This window comes from uncultured Tateyamaria sp., from assembly GCF_947487805.1.
GTDB lineage: Bacteria > Pseudomonadota > Alphaproteobacteria > Rhodobacterales > Rhodobacteraceae > Tateyamaria.
In genome coordinates, this window is sequence record NZ_CANKXW010000006.1 from 1 (window position 1) to 21,063 (window position 21,063).

A 21,063-nucleotide genomic window follows, 5' to 3' on the forward strand; every position below is an offset into this window, starting at 1 on the left:
AAACGCGGCCTGAGCTCGACTACAGAAGCCCAATCCAGGCTTAACGCCCTATTCTGCACTCAGCCGGACTCGACCCCGCTCTGGGCGCTTCAGGGCTTCGGCGTATTTACGGGCATTGTCGTCAATCGTGCCGTGCCAAAGCTTCGAGACGAAGGCGCGGGCGTCTTGGACTGTCATGTCTTTCAGCGAAGAGGAGAGCGCCATGAAAAGCTCATCCTCACTGATCGCGGCGGCATGGTGCATGGCATCCGCGTAAAATGACGGGTCGTTAAGGACCTGCTCGCGCAGTGGCATCCGCGCAAGACTCTCTGCCGGGATCGCCATGAAGATCGTGTCCTGCAGGTCGGTCAGATACGCACGCCGCGAGGTGGACACCGGCTTTCCTGCTGCCTTGGCCTCCAAATATCCCTGCCTGGTCTTGTCGAACTTCGACTTGGCAAATGACATGATGACATCGCGCTTTCGGGCGGGTAGCGCGAATCCGGTGCAGCGCTCGATATGAGTGAGGAGATCTTCAACCTCTACCTCAACATCAAAGCTCTCGAACCATGGAACCGTCCCTGATCTAGCCGCCACGCGCCCGCCCTCGACATTACGTTAATATATTATCGTATCACATTTACACCTGATCGCAAGCGGGTGGCGTCCTTCGCGCCAACGGACACGGAAAAAGGGGAACCGTGATCCCACGGTTCCCCTTTGGATTCAGATCGTCTCACCTCGCGCGCTGATCAGGCGACCAAGGAGAGCCCCGCGCCGACGTCCTGCGGCTGCTCACCGCTGTCGATGAACGGGATGATCGAGAAGGTCTGCCCGCCGCGCTGTTCTTCGTTCTGCACGGCGTTGACGCGCAGATCGCCATCGGGCGTGTTGATCAGCAGCGACAGGTAGTCATTGCCCGTGCGGCTGCTTTTCGCCATCCACGCCGAGCCGACGCGGATCGGTGTGCCCCGGGGCGAGCTGACCTCGATCCGGTAATCGGGGTGGGTCTCCTCGGATTTATAGCTGTTCTCGATCAGCATGAACTCCAGATCGAACATCATGTTGGCGATGTAGCCCGTGAAGGCGTTGTCAGCGTCCATGGCGGTGAGCTCGCCCGAGATCGAGCCGGATTTCATCAGGCCGTTCGAGACCAGCGGGATGATCTCGAATTCGCCGCTCTGGGCCGCGCGCGCCTCTTTCGTCTGCACCGCGTTGACCCGGAACGGACCCAAGCCGACATCGATCTGCATCGAGATGTAGGGGTTGCCGCTGGTATTGCCGGTCTCGTTCCAGGCCGTGCCGATGCGCACCTTGCGGCCTGATTTGTTGACTGCCGTCACGTCAAAATCCGGGCTGCGTTCGGACATCTTTGCCCGCGCTTCCAACTGGATGGCGATGTCAAAACGCGTCGAGTGGATCATGCCGGTGTACTGAGCGGCTGCGGTCTCGACATTGCGGGTGAGGGTTCCTGCGAACATGGGAAGGTTCCTTTTGGATTGGCCGGTGCCTGACGTTCTTGCCAACGCATCCGGGATTGCTTTCTCGACCCCTCAGGGAGTCACAAATCAGAAAGCCTGCTTTCCTTTCAGCCCCGCCCACGGGTCAGAGTTGCCGTCAGAGTGGGTGCGCAACCGCACCTCCGGGTGCAGTGCTCCTTCCGTGCCCGTCTGGTCTTGATTGGCTGCCCGGATTTTCAACGCTGTCCTCCGACCGCGCGATGAAGAACTCCGCCTCTTTTCCGTTCAACCCGTGCCCGCCCCGGTCGGTCAGACCGATGCAGCTACTGTTCGGCTGATAGGTGATGAGGTACTGACCGAGCCGGTCCTTGTGGACAACGTAGCCGGTATTAGCCCAATGCACGGTATGGCCGGCATCGACGGCGGCCTTGATTTCATCAAGTGTCATGATCTTTCCCTCCCTTGCCTATTCTGCTGCCACTGAGGGGGCATCTGGTGCCTGCCCCACGATCCGGGCCAGAATGCTTCCCGTGTCGATCCTGTCCCCATGCGGCAGGAACACCCGTAGCTGGAAGGCGATGATCTCGGTGAAGCAGCCGAGCGCCTTGAGGCCGTCGATCATGCCCCGATCCGCACCGCCCAACTCGAGGCGCGTCTCGCCTGCGACGCGGCGGCGGGTCAGCGTCAGACCCCGGCCCAGATCGACAGGTGCGGTGGTGCCGATGGCGGCGGTCAACATCTCTTGCGGCGTTTGCGGATTGGAGACGAGGAAGCGGGCGCGCAGCGCGGCCGCCCCTTCCTCACTCAGCGTCCGCCCGATCATGGCTGTCGCCCCGTCTGGCGTGACACGGTAGATCCGCTCATTGGTGGTCGGAATGTCCTTCCAGATCGGCAGCAGCAGCCCGGTCAGCAGGTAGAGCTTGGTCGTGGTGGTTTTTGGCAGGGACGCAGCCTCGGCATCCCAAATCCGCGCAAACTCGGGCCTGTCGATCTCTTCCCAAGCCGAGGACTCAAACCGTACCTCTTCGAGATAGCTCGACCCGTTTGGCCGCACCGCCTTGCGCATCAGCGTGACGATGTCCTCGTCATACATCTGCATCGGCCGCGCCGAGATGAGCGCCGCGCGACCGGAGGCGCGATTCACCATTGGCAGCTTGTCCGGATTGCGCGATATGGCCTCTTCGGCGCCCAGGACATGGACCGGGTCCGTCACCTCAAGCCCGATGATCCGCGTCACGGCGCCGGATTTCGGGCAGGTCCAGAGATCCTCGGTGGAGACCTGCTCGATCTTTTCGCCACGCAGGGTTTCGACGCCGAGATCGAGGGTGCCTGCCGCGCGCGCTCGTTCGGTCTGATCAGCGATCCGGCGCATGAACTCGGCAAAGAGCGCGTTCTGCATGTGGATGGGCAGGGCCAGCACCCGGTTCAGAAACCGCTGGATCGGCGGAAGCTCTTCGAGCAGTACCCCGTCCTTGTCGATCAGTCGCAGGGCTGTCCAGTCGGTCAAGCTCTCGTAGTTCATCGCCTCGGCGCGCCCGGCGGCAAGATCGGCATAGTAGCCACGCAATGCCGCCCGCGCGATCGGGCTTTCAAGATTGTCCTCCTCGCGGAACATGCCTTGCGAGCCGGTCTCGCGCTGACCTTTGGTCAGGGCCCCCAGCTGGTCGAGGCGTTTGGCTATAGTCGAGGTGAAGCGCTTTTCGCCATGCACATCGGAGGTGCAGACCCGGAAGAAGGGCGCGCTGACCTGGGCCGAGCGATGCGTGCGCCCGAGCCCCTGGATGGCCGCATCGGCGCGCCAGCCGGGCTCCAGAAGATAGTGCCGCCGCCGTTTCTGGTTCTTCGCCGTTTGGGCCGCGTGATAGGACCGGCCCGTGCCGCCTGCATCGGAGAAGATCAGGATATCCTTTTCGCCGTCCATGAAGGCTTGGGTCTCGGAGGAATTGCTGCTGGCGGCGCGCTTCTCGATGAAGAGGTGGCCATCGTCCGCCTTCAGAGGTCGGATCGACCTTCCGGTCACTTCGGCCACGGCATCGTCGCCAAAGGCCCAGAGGATCTGATCCAGCGCCGAGGGGATCGGGGCGAGCGTCATCAACTCCATCATGGCCGCATCGCGCAGGGCGAGCGCCTCGCGCGAGACAACGAGCGCCCCGGTCTCATCCCGCAAAGGTTCCGCGACCATGTTGCCGTCAATCTCCACGAGCTTTTGCGCGTGGATCGGGAAGGCCTGTTCGAGGTAGCCCAGTACGTAATCGCGCGGCGTTAGCGCGCCCTCGACGAGTTCATCCTCGGGGTCCATCGTCTCAAGCCGGCGTTTCAGCAGACTCTCGCCCGTCGAGACCACCTGGATGACGCAAGCCTTGCCCGCCGCCAGATCGTCCTCGATGGCGCGGATAATGCTTGGAGCCTTCATGCCCATCAGGAGATGGTTGAAGAAGCGCTGTTTCGTGCTTTCGAAGCGGGACTTGGCCGAGGCGCGTGCGGCCGACGCATTGGTCTCGCCCGAGGCGTCGTTGACGCCGGTCGCCGTCAGCGCGGCTTCGAGATTGTGGTGGATGGTGCGAAACGCTCCAGCGTAGGCGTCATAGACCTCGATCTGGGCCGGAGTGAGCGCGTGTTCGAGCACGTCATACTCCACCCCATCAAAACTGAGGGCACGCGCCGTGTAGAGCCCGAGCGTCTTGAGATCGCGCGCGACCACCTCCATGGCAGCGACACCGCCGGCTTCCATCGCAGAAACGAAGCTCTCGCGGCTTGGGAAGGGGTATTCGGGGCCCTGCCCCCAGAGCCCCAGCCGCGCGGCATAGGCCAGGTTGTGCACGCTCGTGGCACCCGTGGCCGAGATGTAGAAGACGCGAGCGCGGGGTGCTGCCAGTTGCAGCCGCAGGCCAGCAAGGCCCTGCTGGGAGGGCTTGACCCCCCTGCCCTGCTCGGACCCTGCCGCGTTCTGCATGGCATGGGCCTCATCAAAAGCGAGGACGCCGTCAAAGTCTTCGCCCATCCAGTCGAGGATCTGGCTCAGTCGCGTGGTGCCGCATTTACCCGCGGACCGCAGCGTGGCGTAGGTGACGAAGAGGATCCCGTCGCCCATCGGGACGGGCTGGTCCGGTTTCCATTTGGAAAGCGGCTGAATGTCGGCAGGCGAGCCGCCGAGATCGGTCCAGTCGCGGATCGCGTCCTCGATAAGCGTGGCGGATTTGGAGACCCAGATCGCCTTTCTGCGCCCGGCCAGCCAGTTCACGAGAAAGAGCCCCGCGCATTCGCGGCCTTTGCCGCAACCGGTGCCGTCGCCGAGGAAATACCCGAGGCGATAGGCCCGTGCGTCCGGGTCATCATCGGCGCGCGTCAGCTTGGTCTGGTCGTCATCGATCGCGAACCGACCGGGCAGATCGCGCCCATGGGCATCATGCGCCATGATGATGGTCTCGAGCTGCGCCTCGGAGAGATCTCCCTCCTCGATCAACCGTGCGGGCAGGCGCAATTCCGCACTGGCCGCGCCTGAGGGCACCGGCGGGGCCACAGAGGCCATGGCGATACTTTCGACAAGCGGCGTGGGATGTTCCTGCGCGTCTGCGATGTCGATCCGCTGCGGGCGGTAGCGCGCATAGATGTCCGAGATGGGCATGTTGTTGCGCGGGGTCTGAAGGCTCGTGAAGCTGAGCGGACGGACGGCATTGGCCCTGGCTGTGGGGGCGGTGATAACACCGGCAGCGGTCTTGCGCGGGACAGATGATCGAACGGTCGGCCGAGCATGAGGGATCGCTTCAACCCGTTGGGCCGGGCTCATCTCGGTCCGTGTTGCGGCCACGGCATCGACAAATGGAAGGGCTTCATCCAGATCCCGCACAGGGACGCGGATCATCTCGCCGCCCTCCTGCACCTTGTCGAAGACCATGAGCTGGGTTTCGACAGAGGTGCCGAGCTTGCGGTAGACCTGCCCCGGCATCGTCAGCGCCAATCGTGGCGTCAGGAGACCGCAGGCGCGGGACCAATGCGCGGCATCGCGTTCGGGCGTGAACCCCGGCGGCATGATCGCCACCAGGCGCCCACCTGGTGCCAGGCGCTTGGCAGCCGCAATGAGATGTTTGGCAGCGATGTGCTTGTCGCGGGATCGGTCGACCGAGGAGGCGAAGGGCGAATTCATCACCACGACGTCGGGTAGAACCGGCGTCTGAAGCAGATCGTCGATATGCTCGCCGTCATGGCCCGTCACATCGCCACCAAAGACCGCGCGCAAAAGGCTCTGGCGAAAGGGGTCGATCTCGTTGAGCACAAGGGTGGCACCGGCCCGGGCGGCGAAAGCTGCCAGGGCACCGGTGCCAGCCGAGGGCTCCAGCACGGTCTCGCCCTTGCGAACGGCTGCCGCCCGCAAGGCCAGCGCCGCAAATGGCAGCGGCGTGGAAAACTGCTGCAGCCGGATCTGCTGCTCTGACCGGCGCGTTTCCGTGAGAAGCCGTGAGGCAAGGAGCTTTGCAGCGGCGATGTCACCTGCCGCGCCGTCCCCACCCAGCAGCACCTGGATGGCCGCAGCCTGCATCATGTCATAGGCTATGCGCCAGTCCCAGGCGCCCCCGGCATCACTGCCATGAAACGTCTCACGCATAATGCGCGCGAGCGCTGAACTGCGCAGGGGCTGGTTGTCGACCTCCGTGCCGATCTGATCGAGGGCAGAGGCGAGGTTAGCGTCGAATTCAACAGGATTGGGGAGCGTTGAGCGGGGCTTGGACATGGGGGTTTCCTTTGGATCAGGGTCTGAGTTCCAAAGGACAAAAAGCCCGCTTTCGCTTTTCGGGATGATGAGCTCAGACCAAGAGGCATCCAATCTACGGCCGGCCAATCAAACGGTTTTTCGGAGTTGGATTAGAAAACTGAAAAACCCGCCGCAATGCGACGGGCTTTTGCTTTCTTTGTGCAATGAGGGGAGGCATAGTGCCCGCAATCTCAAAGCTCAAGCTCTATATGGCACCGAAAGTCTTTACTGTCAATGTATCCACCGTTCACGGCTGATGAAGAACACCACCTTCCGAACGTCCTATCCGCACCTAGGTTTGCGACCTATCTGCGCGAAACCGGCAATGATAGGACGCGAGCTCTCCACCTATACCACTGGAATCTTCAAGTATCAGCCGCGTTCATGGTTCCACTCCATGTTTTGGAAGTTGCGCTGCGAAACGCGATCGTGGAAGCAATCGAAGCTGTCCATGGAGGAACATGGCCTTGGACACAAGGCTTCATCCGTTCGTTACCGAACCCGCGCGGTCCGGCATACAGCCCCAAACGAGACCTCGAAGGTTGCGCAGCACAGCAACCCACTGCCGGAAAGGTCGTCGCCGAACTGAAGTTCGTGTTTTGGGAGAAGATGCTGACAAACAGGCACCAAGGCAGACTGTGGGACGATCATTTCTACGCAGTGTTTCCGGACGCGCCTCGTGGTGTCGCTGCCAGCCAGCGCCGATCTGAATTAAGGTCTGACATTGAAGCCGTGAGGAGGCTCCGCAACAGAATCGCACACCATGAGCCTGTTTTTCCGCGCGCCCTTCAGGATGATTTTGATCGGATCATCCGCTGCATAAGATGGCGCAACGAAACGACCAGCAACTGGGTGCTGGAAATCGAGACGGTGCGCGCACTACTCGCAGTGCGCCCCTAAGCGTCCCGCCCCGCCAGGAACTCCGCCAGCACAGGACTGGCCTCGCCTTTTGCGGAGCTGAGCAGCTCCGAGCCCGCAAGCGAGGCCTTCGACAGGCGTACGAGCCCACCGGTTTCCTCGATGCGGTAGCAGCGGCGTTTTTGCCGCCCCCGCCTGTAGTGCGTCGCGGTGACGATCTGGCATGTACTGCCATCGGTGAGCGTCAGGGGCGCGGCGAGCCTAATCTTGTCACCTTCCTCGTAGTCCGGAATCGAAGCCCAGTCCCGGCAGCGCTGGCGCCAGGCATGGGCATAGCTCTCTGGGTCCTTCAATTCCGAGAGCAGCGCCAGAAGGCTGAGCGGAGCGCGCGACTCGACGGGACCAGCGCTTTCCTCCATGTCCTTGTAGCCCCAGCAGCCTTCGTCGTATCGGGTGAGGAATACGGCACCGAAGGTGACGGCGCCGTCAGGGTCTGTGACATAGGTCGCATCTTCGACCGGAGATCCGTGGAGGTTTGTGACCCTTGCCGCCGCATACCAGGTCGAACCCACCTTGCAGGCCTTGACCAGTTCGGTTTTGCGCGTTTCGCCCTCGAAGGTGCACAGCCGAGCAATCTCCGCTTTCTCATCCGCGTAGGTCTGGACGCGGCCGTCGGTGTAGAAGAGCCAACCCATCACGCCGCCCTCCGGTCATCGATTTCCATCAGCGCATCCAGCGGCACGCGGTAGGGCTGCATGGCGTCGAAATCCTCGCAATTGCCGCAGTTCTGCACAATCGCGAAGGTGTCGCAGGCATCCTTGAGGAGGACTCGGAAGGTGCCGCCGAGGCCCGAGGGCACCTCGTAGGTCCCGCCAATGAGATAATCCGAGGCCCGGCGCACGAAGACGCGGATGCTGTGGCCATCGGTGGCGAGCCGGATGGCACCCCGCCCCCGGTCGATGAGCACCTGCACGTCATCCAGGATGTCGGTGTAGAACTGGCCGGTCAGATCGCGAAACGCCATGCGGCGCTGCGCCATCCAGTCGGTGTCCCGAAACGGGTTCATGCCATCGGCGAAAGCAAAGGACGGATCGGCCTGCTCGGTGGTGACGATACGGGTGGTCGTGCCATCGATGCCGTTTGAGCGCAGATGCACGCCATTGCCGACGATGAGGATCAGGGCGGGCCTGTCCACGGGCCCGTTCCAGTTGGGCAGGAAGGTTTTGCAGGCGCGCGCATGGGCGATCTGTGCCGCAACAGCGGACGCAGAGAACTTGAGAATAGCCATGAGGATGTCTTTCGGTTGGGTGTGGGAGGGTCGACCCGCGCGGGGAATGCCTCGCGCGGGTCGCGTGATGGCTCAGGCCGCTTGCGCGACCTCGCTGTCAGGCTGCGGGGCTTCCGCAGTGGGCTCCGCCTCATCACAGGCGGCACCGGCGGTCTGCATCATCGGCGGGCACCAGGCGGCCACGGCAGCGCGCTGCGCGTCCGTGAGCGTAGCGAAGGGTTCAGCAAAAAGCTTGTCGCAGAAGGCGACGATCTCCTTCTTGCTCGACGAGGCCAGCGTCACCGCCTCCTGGGTCAGACCCAGATCTTCACCGAGGATCTTGAGGAGCCAGGCCTTTTTAAAGCGATTGAACAGCGCCCCGTTCGGCGTCCAATGCGCGCGAATCTCGGGCATGACCTCGATCTCGAACGCATGCATCAGGCTGTCGCGCTGCCGGTCCCGCGCGAAACAGGACTGCGTGGTGCTGGCCGTGGCATAGGCCACGAGCTTGGCCTTCTCCCCTGCCTCAAGGGCACGAAACGCCGCGAACTGATCCGCGGGCGCGCGGGTATCATCGCGCCAGGACAGATCAAGCGCATCATGCGCCGCGGCCACCTGCTCGAGCGAGGTCTCGTCGATCTCGTCCATCTTGGCATGGCTGCGGTATTCCTTGCGGGCGTCGACCTTGATCGCCTGCGTCACGGCCATGCCGCTGGCCAGAACGTCACTGACCAGCTTGAAGAGCGTCAGATCGAGCGTGGCCTCGGGATGCAGCGCCATTGCGGCGCCAAGGGCCATGGCCCGCTCGGTCTTGAGGTCCTCGGCCAGCGAGGCCGGATAGGTGATTTTTCCGGCATCGGCGGCCTCTTCCCCCGTCTGGTTGCCCGCGGAGCCGCGCGCGCCCTCCTCTTTGACGGTGTCTTCCGGGCGGACGAGACCAACATGGAGCGTGATCTGCCCACCCTGCCAGGACGCGATCACCCCAGACCGCGCGAGGTCCTCGGCGCTGTAGGCTTCCTGCAGATCGCGCGCTTCCTCTTCCAAGGCGTCCACGCGCTCATAAAGGGCATTGTAGGCACCGTCCTCGAGCCCCTCATCCTCCATCTCGAGCTGCAATTTCTCGAGTTCGGCGGTGATTTCATCCACGCGCTTTTGCGCAGCCTCATCAGGCTCGATCGGGCCGGGATAGACGCGGCCATATTCGGCCATGGTCGCGTAATCATAGCGCACTATTGCATCGGCCCAGGCAAAGCCCAGCTTTATGCGAGCCTCTTCGGCGGCGGCACCGAGCTTCTCGAGTAGGATGGTTTCGACCAGCGCCGCATCCTCGAGCACCGAATGCTCTTCCAGCAGATCGGCCGCGATCGCTCCGCCGCGGGCCTCATAGTCCTCGCGCACGAAGGCCCCGATATCGTCGCTGACCTGGACGCCGCGGGATTTGAGAGCCTGGCGGACTGTATAGGCCTGCAGGTAGCCGCCGTCCTTCGTGAGCGCTTCATAGACCTCACGCTGCGCCTCTTGGCTTGGATGCTCGGCGAAGGCCTTCATCGTGTCGAGCGTGATCACCTTGGCCCGGGCCGCGGCGCGGATGTCGGGGTGGATCAGGCCATAGCGTAACCGGCCTTTCACGGCCGCCACCGTGGCGCCGAAGGTCTTTGCGATGGTCTCGGGCGTCTGGCCGTCGACCTCCATCATCCGGGCGAAGGCCTCAAACTCGTCGATCGCGTTCATCGGTGCCTGGGTGATGTTCTCGGCGAGCGACAGCGCCGTGGTGACGTCGCACTCCTCAGGGACAAGGCGGCAGTCCACCTTGGTTTTCGCCGTGAACGCCTTGCTGGCCTTGTCGGCGATTAGCTCCTTCAGCGCGGCATGGCGCCGGCCACCGGCGAGGACAGCGTATTTGCCGTCAAGCTTCTGGACCAGGAGCGGCTGGAGCAGGCCCAGCACAGCGATGCTGGCCTTCAGATGCGCGATGTTCTCGGGGTCATAAGTTTCCGGCGCGTTGCTGCGCACATTGGCTGGATGCGGAACCAGATCGCCGATGGCGACGGTGAGAGGGGCAAAGCTTGTGGTCATGGGATATCCTTCCGGGTGGGTGAGATGCGGCCCGCGCGCTTGCGCGTGACCAATCCCCGGCTTCAGGGATCACCACGACAAAAGGCCCGCTTTGCCTTTTTGAGGGGCAGCGGGCCTTCATCGTCTCAGATGTCAGGGGGGAGGAGTCCCCTGCCCTTCTACCAGTCGCGCGCCAGCATGATGGTCAGCACGCGCATGGTTGTGGCAGGATTGTCCGGGGTCTCGGCCCCGTAGCGGAAATCCGAGTCTGCTTCATAGAGATCGATCTTCCAGAACACGGTCTCGCCCCGGATCTCGACCGCCCCGAAATCGTGCCAGCCCTCGGGATCATTCTCAGGCTCGAACGTGGCAAATTCACCGGTTGCCTTGACCGCCTCGGCCATGAAGCCATCGCCGGCCTCCATAAGCGAGCGGGTGACATGCATGCGACCCTGGATGGGTTGCGCGGGCGGCACCCCAAGGCATGCAAGTTTGCGAAACGCGTCGTTCTGCGCCGCGATCACGGTCGGATCGGGACGGTCTGGCTGGGGTTGAACATTCATGGACATAGGGATCTCCTTTGAGAGGTTTGAAACACCCTTCTCAAAGCCTGCTTTTTCTTTTCCGCTTGGCGGATGCATCGAGGCCGAAGGCGCCCTACCCGAACAGCCCTTTGGGTCTGTAATTCGGGTTGGGGATGGTTTCGATCCAGCCGCCTTGCTCTTTGATGCTCTCGAGCGCTGCCGAGAGCGGATAAGCGCCCTCGGCAGCGCTCCACCAATAGGCACCGCGCTTGAAGGTGATGATCTTGCGGCGGCCGTCGTTGAAGCAGGCCACCCGCAGCGTTTTGGGTTCCTTACGTGACATGGGTGTCTCCGTTCTCCGTGCGGTCAGGCCGCTTTGGCGCTGCGCCCTGCCCTGCCCGCCTCCGATCTGGCGATCAGGTAGTCGCAGGCGCGCTGCGCGTCCGCGGCGTGCTTGAAGATCGCGCCCTTGTCCGACCGAAGAACGCGCAACCAGTTGTGGAGATAGGCGGCATTCATCTCGAGCGTATGCGCCGTGAAGCCGAGCGTCTGACCCAGGAACACCGAGGTCAGTTCCGCGACGATCTCCTCGCGCGCATAGGACGTGTTGCCGAACTTCGAGAACCCGAAATCACGGTTCAGTCGATGGGGGGCTTTCGTGGCATGGGCCAGCTCATGGGCCCAGACCCCGTAGAAATTGCGCGGGTCCTGGAACCGCGTGATGGATGGCATGTAAACCTTGTCCACGGGGGGCAAATAGTACGCCTCCGTGCCCGTGAAGACGGTTGTGATGTCGATGGCATCGAAAAACGCCTGCATATGCGGGATGGGCTCGGACGGCGGATGCTCGGGCACGGGCTCCGGGTCGGGGAAGAAACTGTCGGGCAAGCCCTCGATCTGGCAGGCATTGAACACGCGGTAGGATTTCTGAAAGCGAAAGATGCGGGCTTCCTCGGAGTGATCATCCCCGTCGCTGCGGTCGTCCTCGCCGCCCGCGTCTTTCCGGCTTTGGCCGTAATAGACGACGACAGAGGATTTCTCGCCCTTGCGGACCTTTGCGTCCAACGCATTGGCCTGCGGCAACGTCATCCAGAAGGGAGAGCTGTGGCCCGCCATCACAGTCCGCATCGTCAGCAGGAAGTTGTTCACTCCCTGGTAGGGTTCTCCGCCCACGCGCAGGGGACGAGAGCTGCCCCCTGCGGTCCAGGGCTTGCGCCACGGCAGGACACCGCGCTCGATGATGCGGATGATTTCGTTTGTGATGACCTCGGAGGCATCGAATTTGGGCGTGCGGGATCGGGCCATGACTGGCGTCCTTTCGAGTTTTGGTGAGAGGGAATGGTGATCAGATTGACTGACGGGGGCGTGGATCGTTGGCGATCCTGGCACCGAGGACTTCGACCATGTCGATGTAGGTGGTCAGCGACACGGACCTGCCGGGACCCCAGGGTTCAGAGTCGTCCGATCCGTCCCGCGTCACCCGCGGCAGGTTCGCGAAGGCAATCACATCGGTGACGGGTCGGATATCGATGAACGGGGTCCCTTGTGCGACCGCAAGAGTGGCCAAGGGAAAGCGCTCGATCGGCGCGAAGGTCGAAACGGTGGTCCACCCGAGATAGATGAAAGTCCCGCCCTCCCCGCAGATCACATGCGCGTTTGGCAATAACGCCGCCTGCTTCAGATACCCGAGATCACGCAGGACCGTCTTACGCTCGAGCCGTTGTGCCTGGCCCCTCTGTCCGGTTCGGCGTAGTTCCTTGTGTCGCCACCACGAGGCAGCGGTTGCGCGCAGCACGCGCAAGACACCTGTTTGCATGGGAATGCCCTCCATCAGGAAAGACAGACCGGAACCCGGCCCGGACCCATCTGAGGGACCCCAAAGGCCCTCATACGTCAGTCACAAAACCCGAAGAACACTTTCACTCTAGAGGGGCCTGATGCCGGAAAATGTTACATCCTACGCTCACGAGAACGTAGGATCCTGCACCGTCCGACCTCAGACCCCAATGTGGAACAGGTTCAGGCCCGGACACCCTCTTTCGGCCACCCTCAGGTCTGACCCTCCCCGGCCCCTCTTTCTCTCAAACCCCATGATTTCCGGAGGTGGCTTGATTTTGTTCCTGTTATGTTCTATTTTAGAACCACGCTAAGAAGGGAGATCTCCGATGGAAAGCATCACTTACGTCCTGCCCGCGACGCCAAAGCAGATTGCCTATGCGCGGTCGCTGGCCCTGCGCAACCAGACGCTTTTGCCATGGGAGGTTCAGCAAGATCGGCGCTCCTTGAGCGCCTGGATCGACGCACAAGCCAAGCTGACCCCGGGCGCGCAGGACAGCCGCCCGACATCAAAGCAGGTCGCCTTTGCCGAGCGTCTCGCCCGGATCAAACGCCGCGCCGTCCCGGATGAGTGTTTCCGCGACAAGGGGCTGATGTCGAAGTGGATCGACGGGAACAAGTAAAGCTGGGCAGACCCTGCGGTGATCGAGACTACTTCAGCCGATCAACAACGGATGCCCCGCCCGACCTGGCAAGCGCGATGAGGCTGGACTGGATCCTGGATGTGAAGACGGAACTGAACGTGCCGATGGGCGTGCGGTCCTCCCAGACATAGGACCGCTCCAGAATATCGGTGTTGATCTCGTCCAGCATGACCCATTTGCGGACATGGGTTTCCAACCCCACGCGCTGCGACTCGATCTGGGGCACCTCGATGAATTTGCGCGAGGGCAAGGGCGGCTGCGTCGTGATCGGCAGGATGAATACCACGGTCTCGTTATTGGACTTAGCGACAGTGACGGCGATACAAACAGGCCGTGTCTTGCGGCCCTCAGTCTCGCCCGCCATCTGTTCGCGTTTCCACAGGAACGGATAGCGGAAAACCGCTCCAGCACTCGGCTTAGTCATCCGCCTGCGTCAAGTCCTGCTCGAGCCCTTCTATCATCAGCGCCCTGAGATCCTCGGGCATCTCGTCGATCATGTAAGCCTGCTGCGTGGCCCCCCGCGCGAGTTGCTGATACTGATCCATGCTCATCAGCACGAATTTGGGTTTGCGATGCTTGGTGATCGCAATCGGCGACCGAATGGCCGCGTCGAACAGGTCACTTGTGTGCCGCGTAAGGTCGGCCGCCTTGAACTCGGGAAGCTCATGCATGATCTGGGTCTCCATTTGTGCAGAATATACATACATTCTGGATATTCTGCAAGAGATGGGTTGAGCCCTCCCATGTGTCATCCGTACCGCCGCACGGTCTCAGTGTAGGTGTACTCATAGGCGGTATTGCCGTTCTCGAAGGACTCGTACGAGGTCAGGTGGTCGTAGCCGCGAGAGACTGCCAGCGCGCCGTAGCGGTCGAACGTGACGATTGCCCCTGCCCGTCCGATTTCCTCCGCGTCGAAGAACAACGGCCGAGTCTCGATCTCTTCGGGGATTTCATCCTGACCCGCATATTCTTCCTCGAGCGCCCGATACTCGGCGAGCAGCTTAGCATGGGCCGTAGCTTCGTCATCCGTCATAGGTGCCGGATCGCCGGACAAGGACCGCCGGCCGTGGCTGTAGCCGTAGGGCAGGTCGAGTGCGACCTCGATCCACTTCCAGCCCTCAACCGCAACCGTCTTAGCCTCGGCCTGGAGTTTTTCCGTCACCAGCCGATCGAGCAAGGCAGGGTCCTCGAGCGAACTGTCGCCATCGCCCTGGAAGAGGTCATGCAGCATTGGTCTGACCCTTGTCAGGCAGGGACACAAACGCGCGGAACTGGTCGAACGGGTGCAGAGCGACGCGCTGCATGTTTTCTGCAAGGGAATCGTCCTCGGCCAGGATGTCGGACGCAGCATCGCGCACGATGCAAGGAATGGGCGTCGTCTTCGCCAACCGCTTTTGCTTCACCAGTAAGGACAATGCTTGGAACCGGCGGCCCCCGGCCGGGATTTCGAACTTGCCGGTCTCGGTGCCATCGTCAGCCAAGACGGACGGCACGCTCAGGCTCTGAAAGAGACCGCGGCGGGCAATGTCTTCGGCCAGTTCCTCGACGGACACGCCAGCCTTGATGCGCCGAACGTTGGACTGGCTCAGCACCAGCTTGTCGAAAGGGATATCCCGCGAAGGGGACAGGGTGATTTTCTGGACAGCTTTGGTCATCAGATCTTCTCCATGACGGGCGCCGGAAGCCACTCTCCCTATCTCACTTCCCGTCACCCTCAAACCAACACTCCTTTCCCTCTCACGGTGGTTCTTGACCGCGGTCAAGAAGTTCATGTGGGAGCAAGTTGTGTGCGTAGTACTCTTTCAAAATAGGCGTCAGGGTGTTTGATCGTGTCTGCTCTTGCTATCAGGTAGTCGAAGATGAGAAGCAGTTTTCCTGCGCCAGCTTTCTGGATGCCATGCCGCAGTTCGTCTTGGTTTATTCTAAGCAATCGACCGAGGTCGTATAGAATGTTGGTGAGGGCTTCTCCTGTGCGCGGGGGTTCTGGGAAAAATCCCGCAACGTGGGAGAAGTCTTCCCATGCCATGCGTGCTGGGTCTCGGTTCATCGTGGGTTTGGTTTGATCGGTTTGTTCACCGCGATTGATCGTAGCGGGAACAATCTTTTTAATATCTTTTTTTATAGACTCTATGTGCCGGACATTTTGTCCGTTTGTGGCGGGCAGATCGTTGGAATCCGGTGTATGAGGTCGATGTTCGATAGTTTGTAAATTATCTGCGGTACCAGCTTTTCTTGTGGCATGGTGTTCACCATAACTTGCGTCGGTATCGGCTCCGAGGGCTCTAAGTTCCGAGATAACGCTCAGGACTGCATCAACGGTTAATGTTGCTCGACGCAGGACATTTCTGATCATGTTGAGGGTTGAGAGCTTTGCTTCATCGAAGCGTGTCTGGTGGAGTATCGAAGCACGTAGGGCCAACGCCTCAGCTTTCAGTGAGCGCAAGCGCTCGCGTTCTTCGGTGAGCTGCAAGGCTTGTGTCGCGAGCGAGCCGTACCTCTGGATCAAGGGCTTCAGGTCGATACCGAAGGCATCTCTGATAACGCCTCCATACCGCAGCGGAAAGCGTTTGCCATTTGCTGAATTCTTGCGTTCGATCAGTTCAGCAGCTGAGAGGCGTCCCAGGCTGCGTCGAAGTGTTCTCTCATCGAGTCCATTGGCGCGCTCTGACAGAGAAGCGTTCGATGGGAACACGACAGTGAGCGTAAGTCGCTGGCTGTCCTGAATCTCACGTTCTTTGCGGGGTAGGAAGCTAATGAGCGCGGTCAGAACGGCGAGGTCATTGGTTGTGAGACCGAGCTCCTTCCTCAGTACGCGAACTGGGCCCAGAAGCTCGTAGGGGTTAGGGCAGGGCAGAGATGTCCGTTCCGCCAAGGCGGTTGTTGTTTTATTTACATGTCTCATGGTGTTTCGGAAGAAAAAGCTTCCCCGTTCACCGCGAGCGGTGTTGAAATCGATTCGTTTTGGGGGTATCAATCAGGTGTCGAGACTAATTGAGGCCCTTCGGAAGCATCGCTTTCGGGGGGTCTTTCTTTTTCTAGCCGGTCCTCCTTTCGTTTTCTGCTCGTTGCTTTTGATGTCTTGACCGCGGTCAAGACACGGGGGTCGTCACTCTGGCCCGTCTTGACCGCGGTCAAGAAGCTCCGTGACCAGCTTCCGGACTGCCTCCTCAACACGAGGGACAAGATCAGCGTCCACATCGATGGTGATGCGGTTGCCCTTTCGGCCGATCTTCACGCGCTCACTGGGGTGTGTCTTCTGCGTCGATGGTTTGGTGGCTGTCAGCAAGGTAACCGCCGCTTCGAGACGGTCGGGGCCCGGTATGTTGCGAGGGATTTTGCCGGCAACTTCTCGGGCTCTCGCGACGTCTTTCTCACACAGCCTGAAAAGCTTTTCCCAAACCCGTCGACCAACGCCGTGTGCAGGTCCGATAGCCTGGATCAGTTCTATCGGGATGCCCGTAGCGATACGGTTCATCCGCGAGACGAGCGATTCATCGATCTGAAGTGCCCGATACGCGATCGTTTGAGCGTTCTTGCGCGTTTCGTCGGTTTTCCCAAGTTCTCGAATGATTCCGGCGACAAACAGAGCCCTTTCGATGAACGATGGATCTTGGCGGGCATTATTCTCTACGCCTTGGGCAATGAGAGCTTCCTCGTCGGTCATCTCCATGACCGTCGCGCGCACTTTCTGACCAAGTTGGCGACAAGCGAGAAGCCGACGGCGTCCATAGACGATCTCAAGCGCACCGTCCTCGGTTCGGCGAACCAGCACTGGAACCTTTTGACCGTGCTCGCGGATCGATGAGACAAGCTCATCCAGACCATCGCTTGGATCGATGCGGTCCATGACCGCGGACATCCGTATGGCGGTTGGGTCGATCAGCCGCGTAGCGTGTTTATCCTCTTCGAGCACAGATGCTTGAGCGCGAGCTACAGTCGGGCTCGTCCGTTTCACATCCAGATCCTCGTCCGAAGGCGGCGTTTTGCCCATCGCGTTCTTGAGTGAGTCCCCGAAGACCTTACGCGCCATGGCTACGCCCCCATGCTTTCAGGATTTCGCGTTCGACTTCGTCGGTCACGCGCGAGACGGACTCGATCGCGCGCTCGTAAGTTCTGCGGTTCACGTCGCGAGGTTCGACCTCGAAGATGCTCTGCTGGGTGTTTGCAGCATCACCCACGGCTGTTGATTTCAGGAACTCGGCAGACAGCACGGCATCCCCGAGGACTGTCCGAAGCAGAGACGAGATCTGCACCTGCGGACCATCCGTATTTTCGTAGCGGGTGATCAGAACTCGCACGAAGTTCAGTCCATGTTCCGGGGCGTGTGCCTCGACGACGCCCATCAGGTTGCTCGCCATGCCCAGAAAGCTCGCCAGCGACATGACATCGAGCATCGACGCGTTGAGCGGGATCAGGACCCCGGTCGATGCAAAGAGGGCAGAGATCACAGAGAAGTTCAGCTGCGGTGGGGTGTCAAATATCACCACATCATATCGGTTGAGGACGGGCTCAAGTGCTTCTCGGATGCGGCTATGGAACGTGGTGGCGCCGTGTCTGAAGCTCAAGGCAACCTCAAACTCGTACTCCATGATGTCCATGGATGCCGGGATCAGATCCACGGTCGGGAAGTTCGTTTTGCGAATGATCTCTGCTGCGGGTAATGGATCGTCGGATCGGATAAGATCGTATGAAGTCGGCATATCCGGATCGAGCTCGGGAGTAACCCCGAACAGGTTTGTCAGACTTGCCTGGCTGTCGAGGTCGATCAACAAGACCCGGTAGCCGCGCAGACCCAGTAGTTGTCCTACATGGGCAACAGATGACGTCTTTGCCGAACCACCCTTCAGGTTGAAGATCGTCAAGACCTGACAAGCCTCTCCCGGTCTTCTGTGCGGGTGTTCTTCTGGCTTGATCCTTCCAGTCTCGAGAAGTACGCGTTGTGCCTCGACCATCTCCTCCGCAGAGAAGCTACGGCGGTTGCCGCCCTCCAGAACACCTTCGGGGAAGCCTTCGAGGTTTGACACATGATGGCGGAAGGTATTCTGATTAATGCGAAGAAGTTCAGCCGCTTCCCGCATGGCGAAGCGGCGGAGGCCCTTCTGAGCGTCCGGTGGGAAGGTTTCCTGCGCATGTTCACGCAACCGACTACCAAGCCGCTTGGACATGACTTCAAATCTCTGGGAGGCTCGTATCCCGTTCATCACTGCCCTCAAGTCTTTATTGTTTTGCAAAGCTTAACAGATATTGTGGATAAATCCAGACCAAACCGTTGAGCGGCCTGGGGGCGTTGAAGGCACCCATTTCTGTCGACGGTAAACTGTTAAAAATCAGCGTCTTGGGCGACTGCGCTCTCACTTTACTTCAACACCTCGTTGCCAGCTGCGAAGTGACCACAAGATGTATTGTGAGTGCGTACAGAAATCAGTCGGCAGAATCGGATGGACGATTCTCCGGGATCTCAGTCGAGCAGCCCCAGCCTCTCGGCTCGCTCCAGCAGCATCTTCACCGAAGACGGCTGCCAGCTTGTCCGCCCGCGAGGTGTGCGCTCGCGCATCGCTTCCAGCCGGGTGCAGATCGCATGGAGCGTGATGTCGGGATCCGCGCCCTTGATGGCAGCGATGATGGCGGGCAGGCGATCGTCGGTTTCGCGGCGCCCGGCGCGGGCCAGCACCTCGGCAGACAGGAAGCCGTCGCGAACGTAGGCCTTCACAGCGCGTAGCAGGCGGCTTTGGGTCCAGCGACGCGCCTCGGGCAAGGGGCCGTTGATGATGCGCAACACGTCCTCCCAAGCCAAGTCGGGACGCAACCGGCGTACATGAGGCACCCAGTCTTGTGCCGTCTCGTTCAGGCGCTCCATGTAGCCGTCCTGTCTTGCCAGCCGTACCTTACGAAGAGCGGCAGGGTCTTTGGCCCGCAGTCCGGGGTTTCCGCCCACGCGGCCCTTTGTGCGCGCGCTGGCGAGGCCGGCCTTGGTGCGTTCCCGGATCAGCGCCCGCTCGAACTCGGCCGCAGCGCCCAGAACCTGCAGCGTGAACTTGCCTTGCGGGGATCCGGTGTCGATCGGGTCCTGAATGGAACGAAAGAACGCCCCCTTGGCCTCCAGCCGTTCGATCACCTCCAGCAGATGCGACAGGGATCGCGCGAGGCGGTCGATCCGCACGACCACCAACGTGTCGCCCTTGCCGATGCGTTCTAACACCCGCGCAAGCACAGGCCGCGCACGATTGCCGCCCGAGGCCTGTTCTTCATGGATCTCGGCGCAGCCCGCAGATTTCAGGGCCTCAGACTGGGGCAGGGGGGTCTGATCCTCGGTCGAGACCCGGGCATAACCTATCAGGGGCATCAAAATGGCCTTTTTGCATTATCACACATCGTTAATAAACGACCGTTTGTAAACGAATGCAAGCAAGTGCTCTCTCATCGTGTTCGTCCAAAATCCCTTGGTTTCCTTGCGCAGAGCGCGATCTGAGAGGTTCCACCGGCAATCGCGCGCGCATACCATTAAAAGAGCGTCCGCAACCGCCATAAAATCACTTGGGTAATGTGCAAAAGATTAGTATTTTGCACATATGAAACTCCAAGCATCAGCATTAACTGATGATTTCGATGACCCCCTCATCACAATCGAGGAGGATGAAGAGGCTCACGTAGAGGATCTTTGGTTTCTGCCTGGGCCACTCGAGGAAGAACCGGATGATTTGCCTCCCGGGCCACGGGCGGAACCGCCAGACACTGCTGTCATCGAAGACTGGACAAAGGCAGAAGGCGTTCACGCTGCTCAACTGGCAAGAGTGGCTGGACGCCTGGGTGCTCTGGATGACCGGTTGCTGCGCGGCCCGGAGGGCTGGCGGCACAGACTGGCTCTAATAGAGGCGGCGGATCTCAGCTGGTTCGCAGGCGATCGTGTGAGCCCCGATCGGCTGGCGCTTTGGATATCCATGCGTTTGTCTGGAGTGCAGGATGACTCGGAAGCACTGGCCCGGGCCGGATGGGCCGTGCGACGCCTGACAAGTGGTCCGGAGCCAATGGTAGATTTGGCGGCCTTCCTGGATCGGCGTGATCCTGAGAAATTCGAGAACAATGCCGAGCGCTTTGACGAGCGTGCAGGGAGCTGGCTGGACGTGATGACAGCAGCGGTTGACCTCCACCCGATCACGAGTGCTTGCATGGGGTTTCACCTCTGGAGTCTGGCTGGTCTCGGCCAATATGGAGACCGTATTGAGGCCGCTGTAACTGCTGGCAGGATCGCGGCCAGCGACGGCAATGGAGCCATCTTTGCGCCGCTGGCCATAGGCGGGGCAGGGGGGCTGCTGGCCTCGGGCGTGCAACCCGAACGCTTGGCCTGCTGGTTGGACGGGATGAACAGCGCGATACTAACGGCGATGCGGCATTTGGATTTGGTTGAGACTTGGACGGTTCAGGCAGAGGGCGAAATGGCGAAACTATCAGGCAAGACGCCTCCTGCTTTGCTAACTCTCTTTGCGGAATGGCCTCTGGTGTCCGCGCCGATGGCTGAGACTCAGATCGGTGCCAGTCGCGCGGCGGTGCAACGAAACCTCGCGTGGATGGAAAAGAATGGCTTGATCCGCGAGGTTACGGGGCAGGGGCGGTTCCGAATGTGGCGGATTTCTATTTAGTATTTGCCTGAAATGTGGGCTCAAACACGCATAAGCGCGCTTATGTGAACCTT

General features: G+C 60.9%; 20 protein-coding genes and 1 pseudogene. 3 read left to right on the plus strand and 18 right to left on the minus strand.

All coding sequences use genetic code 11. The features are described from left to right. Positions 1–48: 48 nt before the first annotated feature. The 4 genes from Q0949_RS14545 to Q0949_RS14560 all read right to left on the minus strand — a co-directional run bounded on the left by Q0949_RS14545 (position 49) and on the right by Q0949_RS14560 (position 6,168). Complete coding sequence (locus Q0949_RS14545; RefSeq protein ID WP_299373678.1) at positions 49–576, minus strand: hypothetical protein; 528 nt, start codon at positions 574–576, stop codon at positions 49–51. 155 nt (positions 577–731) lie between these two features. Continuing rightward, a complete protein-coding gene (locus Q0949_RS14550) occupies positions 732–1,460 on the minus strand; it encodes a DUF736 family protein (RefSeq protein ID WP_299373681.1) in 729 nt (242 codons plus the stop codon). Between the two features lie 136 nt (positions 1,461–1,596). Continuing rightward, entirely contained in the window at positions 1,597–1,887 is a 291-nt protein-coding gene (locus tag Q0949_RS14555; RefSeq protein WP_299373684.1) for a hypothetical protein, read from the minus strand. A gap of 18 nt (positions 1,888–1,905) precedes the next feature. Next, on the minus strand, positions 1,906–6,168 hold the full coding sequence (locus Q0949_RS14560; protein WP_299373687.1) for a strawberry notch family protein: 4,263 nt from the start codon (positions 6,166–6,168) through the stop codon (positions 1,906–1,908). 405 nt (positions 6,169–6,573) lie between these two features. On the opposite strand from Q0949_RS14560, the gene Q0949_RS14565 reads away from it, so the two are divergent. Continuing rightward, the gene (locus tag Q0949_RS14565) at positions 6,574–7,089 is read left to right on the plus strand and encodes a hypothetical protein (protein ID WP_223866110.1); all 516 of its coding nucleotides are present in this window, start codon (positions 6,574–6,576) and stop codon (positions 7,087–7,089) included. Here Q0949_RS14565 and Q0949_RS14570 read toward each other — a convergent pair. The 7 genes from Q0949_RS14570 to Q0949_RS14600 all read right to left on the minus strand — a co-directional run bounded on the left by Q0949_RS14570 (position 7,086) and on the right by Q0949_RS14600 (position 12,709). Continuing rightward, positions 7,086–7,742, minus strand: a complete 657-nt coding sequence (locus Q0949_RS14570) for a hypothetical protein (RefSeq protein ID WP_299373691.1) — start codon at positions 7,740–7,742, stop codon at positions 7,086–7,088. The two genes, Q0949_RS14565 and Q0949_RS14570, sit on opposite strands and share 4 nt — an antisense overlap. Further along, positions 7,742–8,335 carry a regulator gene (locus Q0949_RS14575; protein ID WP_299373693.1) on the minus strand — a complete coding sequence of 198 codons (594 nt, stop codon included), beginning with the start codon at positions 8,333–8,335 and terminating at the stop codon, positions 7,742–7,744. Before Q0949_RS14575 ends, Q0949_RS14570 begins: the two co-directional genes overlap by 1 nt. Before the next feature lie 72 nt (positions 8,336–8,407). Then, positions 8,408–10,390, minus strand: coding sequence for a ParB/RepB/Spo0J family partition protein (locus Q0949_RS14580; RefSeq protein ID WP_299373695.1), 1,983 nt, complete (start codon positions 10,388–10,390; stop codon positions 8,408–8,410). A 158-nt stretch (positions 10,391–10,548) separates the two neighbouring features. After that, positions 10,549–10,938: a DUF3768 domain-containing protein gene (locus Q0949_RS14585; protein ID WP_299373698.1), complete on the minus strand. Its 390-nt coding sequence runs from the start codon at positions 10,936–10,938 to the stop codon at positions 10,549–10,551. An 88-nt stretch (positions 10,939–11,026) separates the two neighbouring features. Then, on the minus strand, positions 11,027–11,236 hold the full coding sequence (locus Q0949_RS14590; RefSeq protein WP_005617043.1) for a DUF6330 family protein: 210 nt from the start codon (positions 11,234–11,236) through the stop codon (positions 11,027–11,029). Between the two features lie 23 nt (positions 11,237–11,259). Continuing rightward, positions 11,260–12,198: a zincin-like metallopeptidase domain-containing protein gene (locus Q0949_RS14595; protein ID WP_299373701.1), complete on the minus strand. Its 939-nt coding sequence runs from the start codon at positions 12,196–12,198 to the stop codon at positions 11,260–11,262. Positions 12,199–12,238: 40 nt separating this feature from the next. Beyond that, complete coding sequence (locus Q0949_RS14600; RefSeq protein ID WP_299373703.1) at positions 12,239–12,709, minus strand: hypothetical protein; 471 nt, start codon at positions 12,707–12,709, stop codon at positions 12,239–12,241. 349 nt (positions 12,710–13,058) lie between these two features. On the opposite strand from Q0949_RS14600, the gene Q0949_RS14605 reads away from it, so the two are divergent. Next, a complete protein-coding gene (locus Q0949_RS14605; protein WP_299373706.1) occupies positions 13,059–13,352 on the plus strand; it encodes a hypothetical protein in 294 nt (97 codons plus the stop codon). 28 nt (positions 13,353–13,380) lie between these two features. On the opposite strand, the gene Q0949_RS14610 is transcribed toward Q0949_RS14605, so the two are convergent. From Q0949_RS14610 to Q0949_RS14640, 7 genes and pseudogenes are all read right to left on the minus strand, one after another. Beyond that, positions 13,381–13,797, minus strand: a complete 417-nt coding sequence (locus Q0949_RS14610; protein ID WP_299373709.1) for a hypothetical protein — start codon at positions 13,795–13,797, stop codon at positions 13,381–13,383. Further along, positions 13,790–14,044, minus strand: a complete 255-nt coding sequence (locus tag Q0949_RS14615) for a type II toxin-antitoxin system prevent-host-death family antitoxin (protein WP_299373711.1) — start codon at positions 14,042–14,044, stop codon at positions 13,790–13,792. Before Q0949_RS14615 ends, Q0949_RS14610 begins: the two co-directional genes overlap by 8 nt. A gap of 164 nt (positions 14,045–14,208) precedes the next feature. Then, positions 14,209–15,028: pseudogene (locus tag Q0949_RS14620) on the minus strand (ParB/Srx family N-terminal domain-containing protein); the annotation flags it as partial. Between the two features lie 113 nt (positions 15,029–15,141). Beyond that, positions 15,142–16,275, minus strand: a complete 1,134-nt coding sequence (locus Q0949_RS14625; protein ID WP_299373714.1) for a helix-turn-helix domain-containing protein — start codon at positions 16,273–16,275, stop codon at positions 15,142–15,144. Between the two features lie 204 nt (positions 16,276–16,479). Then, positions 16,480–17,403, minus strand: coding sequence for a ParB/RepB/Spo0J family partition protein (locus Q0949_RS14630; RefSeq protein ID WP_299373717.1), 924 nt, complete (start codon positions 17,401–17,403; stop codon positions 16,480–16,482). Then, positions 17,393–18,538, minus strand: coding sequence for a plasmid partitioning protein RepA (repA, locus tag Q0949_RS14635; protein ID WP_161489483.1), 1,146 nt, complete (start codon positions 18,536–18,538; stop codon positions 17,393–17,395). Before repA ends, Q0949_RS14630 begins: the two co-directional genes overlap by 11 nt. Positions 18,539–18,831: 293 nt before the next feature. Beyond that, the gene (locus Q0949_RS14640; protein WP_299373736.1) at positions 18,832–19,716 is read right to left on the minus strand and encodes a recombinase family protein; all 885 of its coding nucleotides are present in this window, start codon (positions 19,714–19,716) and stop codon (positions 18,832–18,834) included. 226 nt (positions 19,717–19,942) lie between these two features. Between Q0949_RS14640 and Q0949_RS14645 the strand changes: the two genes are divergently transcribed. Then, complete coding sequence (locus Q0949_RS14645) at positions 19,943–21,010, plus strand: helix-turn-helix domain-containing protein (RefSeq protein ID WP_299373739.1); 1,068 nt, start codon at positions 19,943–19,945, stop codon at positions 21,008–21,010. Positions 21,011–21,063 lie beyond the last annotated feature (53 nt).

Excerpts from the sequence above, each read along its gene's own strand:
- Q0949_RS14605 (WP_299373706.1), top strand. The coding sequence starts at position 13,059 with ATGGAAAGCATCACTTACGTCCTGCCCGCGACGCCAAAGCAGATTGCC.
- Q0949_RS14615 (WP_299373711.1), bottom strand. The coding sequence starts at position 14,044 with ATGCATGAGCTTCCCGAGTTCAAGGCGGCCGACCTTACGCGGCACACA.
- Q0949_RS14575 (WP_299373693.1), bottom strand. The coding sequence starts at position 8,335 with ATGGCTATTCTCAAGTTCTCTGCGTCCGCTGTTGCGGCACAGATCGCC.
- Q0949_RS14565 (WP_223866110.1), top strand. The coding sequence starts at position 6,574 with ATGGTTCCACTCCATGTTTTGGAAGTTGCGCTGCGAAACGCGATCGTG.
- Q0949_RS14555 (WP_299373684.1), bottom strand. The coding sequence starts at position 1,887 with ATGACACTTGATGAAATCAAGGCCGCCGTCGATGCCGGCCATACCGTG.
- Q0949_RS14570 (WP_299373691.1), bottom strand. The coding sequence starts at position 7,742 with ATGGGTTGGCTCTTCTACACCGACGGCCGCGTCCAGACCTACGCGGAT.
- Q0949_RS14585 (WP_299373698.1), bottom strand. The coding sequence starts at position 10,938 with ATGTCCATGAATGTTCAACCCCAGCCAGACCGTCCCGATCCGACCGTG.
- Q0949_RS14610 (WP_299373709.1), bottom strand. The coding sequence starts at position 13,797 with ATGACTAAGCCGAGTGCTGGAGCGGTTTTCCGCTATCCGTTCCTGTGG.
- Q0949_RS14625 (WP_299373714.1), bottom strand. The coding sequence starts at position 16,275 with ATGAGACATGTAAATAAAACAACAACCGCCTTGGCGGAACGGACATCT.
- Q0949_RS14600 (WP_299373703.1), bottom strand. The coding sequence starts at position 12,709 with ATGCAAACAGGTGTCTTGCGCGTGCTGCGCGCAACCGCTGCCTCGTGG.
- repA (WP_161489483.1), bottom strand. The coding sequence starts at position 18,538 with ATGTCCAAGCGGCTTGGTAGTCGGTTGCGTGAACATGCGCAGGAAACC.
- Q0949_RS14595 (WP_299373701.1), bottom strand. The coding sequence starts at position 12,198 with ATGGCCCGATCCCGCACGCCCAAATTCGATGCCTCCGAGGTCATCACA.
- Q0949_RS14590 (WP_005617043.1), bottom strand. The coding sequence starts at position 11,236 with ATGTCACGTAAGGAACCCAAAACGCTGCGGGTGGCCTGCTTCAACGAC.
- Q0949_RS14550 (WP_299373681.1), bottom strand. The coding sequence starts at position 1,460 with ATGTTCGCAGGAACCCTCACCCGCAATGTCGAGACCGCAGCCGCTCAG.
- Q0949_RS14640 (WP_299373736.1), bottom strand. The coding sequence starts at position 19,716 with ATGCCCCTGATAGGTTATGCCCGGGTCTCGACCGAGGATCAGACCCCC.
- Q0949_RS14580 (WP_299373695.1), bottom strand. The coding sequence starts at position 10,390 with ATGACCACAAGCTTTGCCCCTCTCACCGTCGCCATCGGCGATCTGGTT.
- Q0949_RS14560 (WP_299373687.1), bottom strand. The coding sequence starts at position 6,168 with ATGTCCAAGCCCCGCTCAACGCTCCCCAATCCTGTTGAATTCGACGCT.
- Q0949_RS14645 (WP_299373739.1), top strand. The coding sequence starts at position 19,943 with ATGAAACTCCAAGCATCAGCATTAACTGATGATTTCGATGACCCCCTC.
- Q0949_RS14630 (WP_299373717.1), bottom strand. The coding sequence starts at position 17,403 with ATGGCGCGTAAGGTCTTCGGGGACTCACTCAAGAACGCGATGGGCAAA.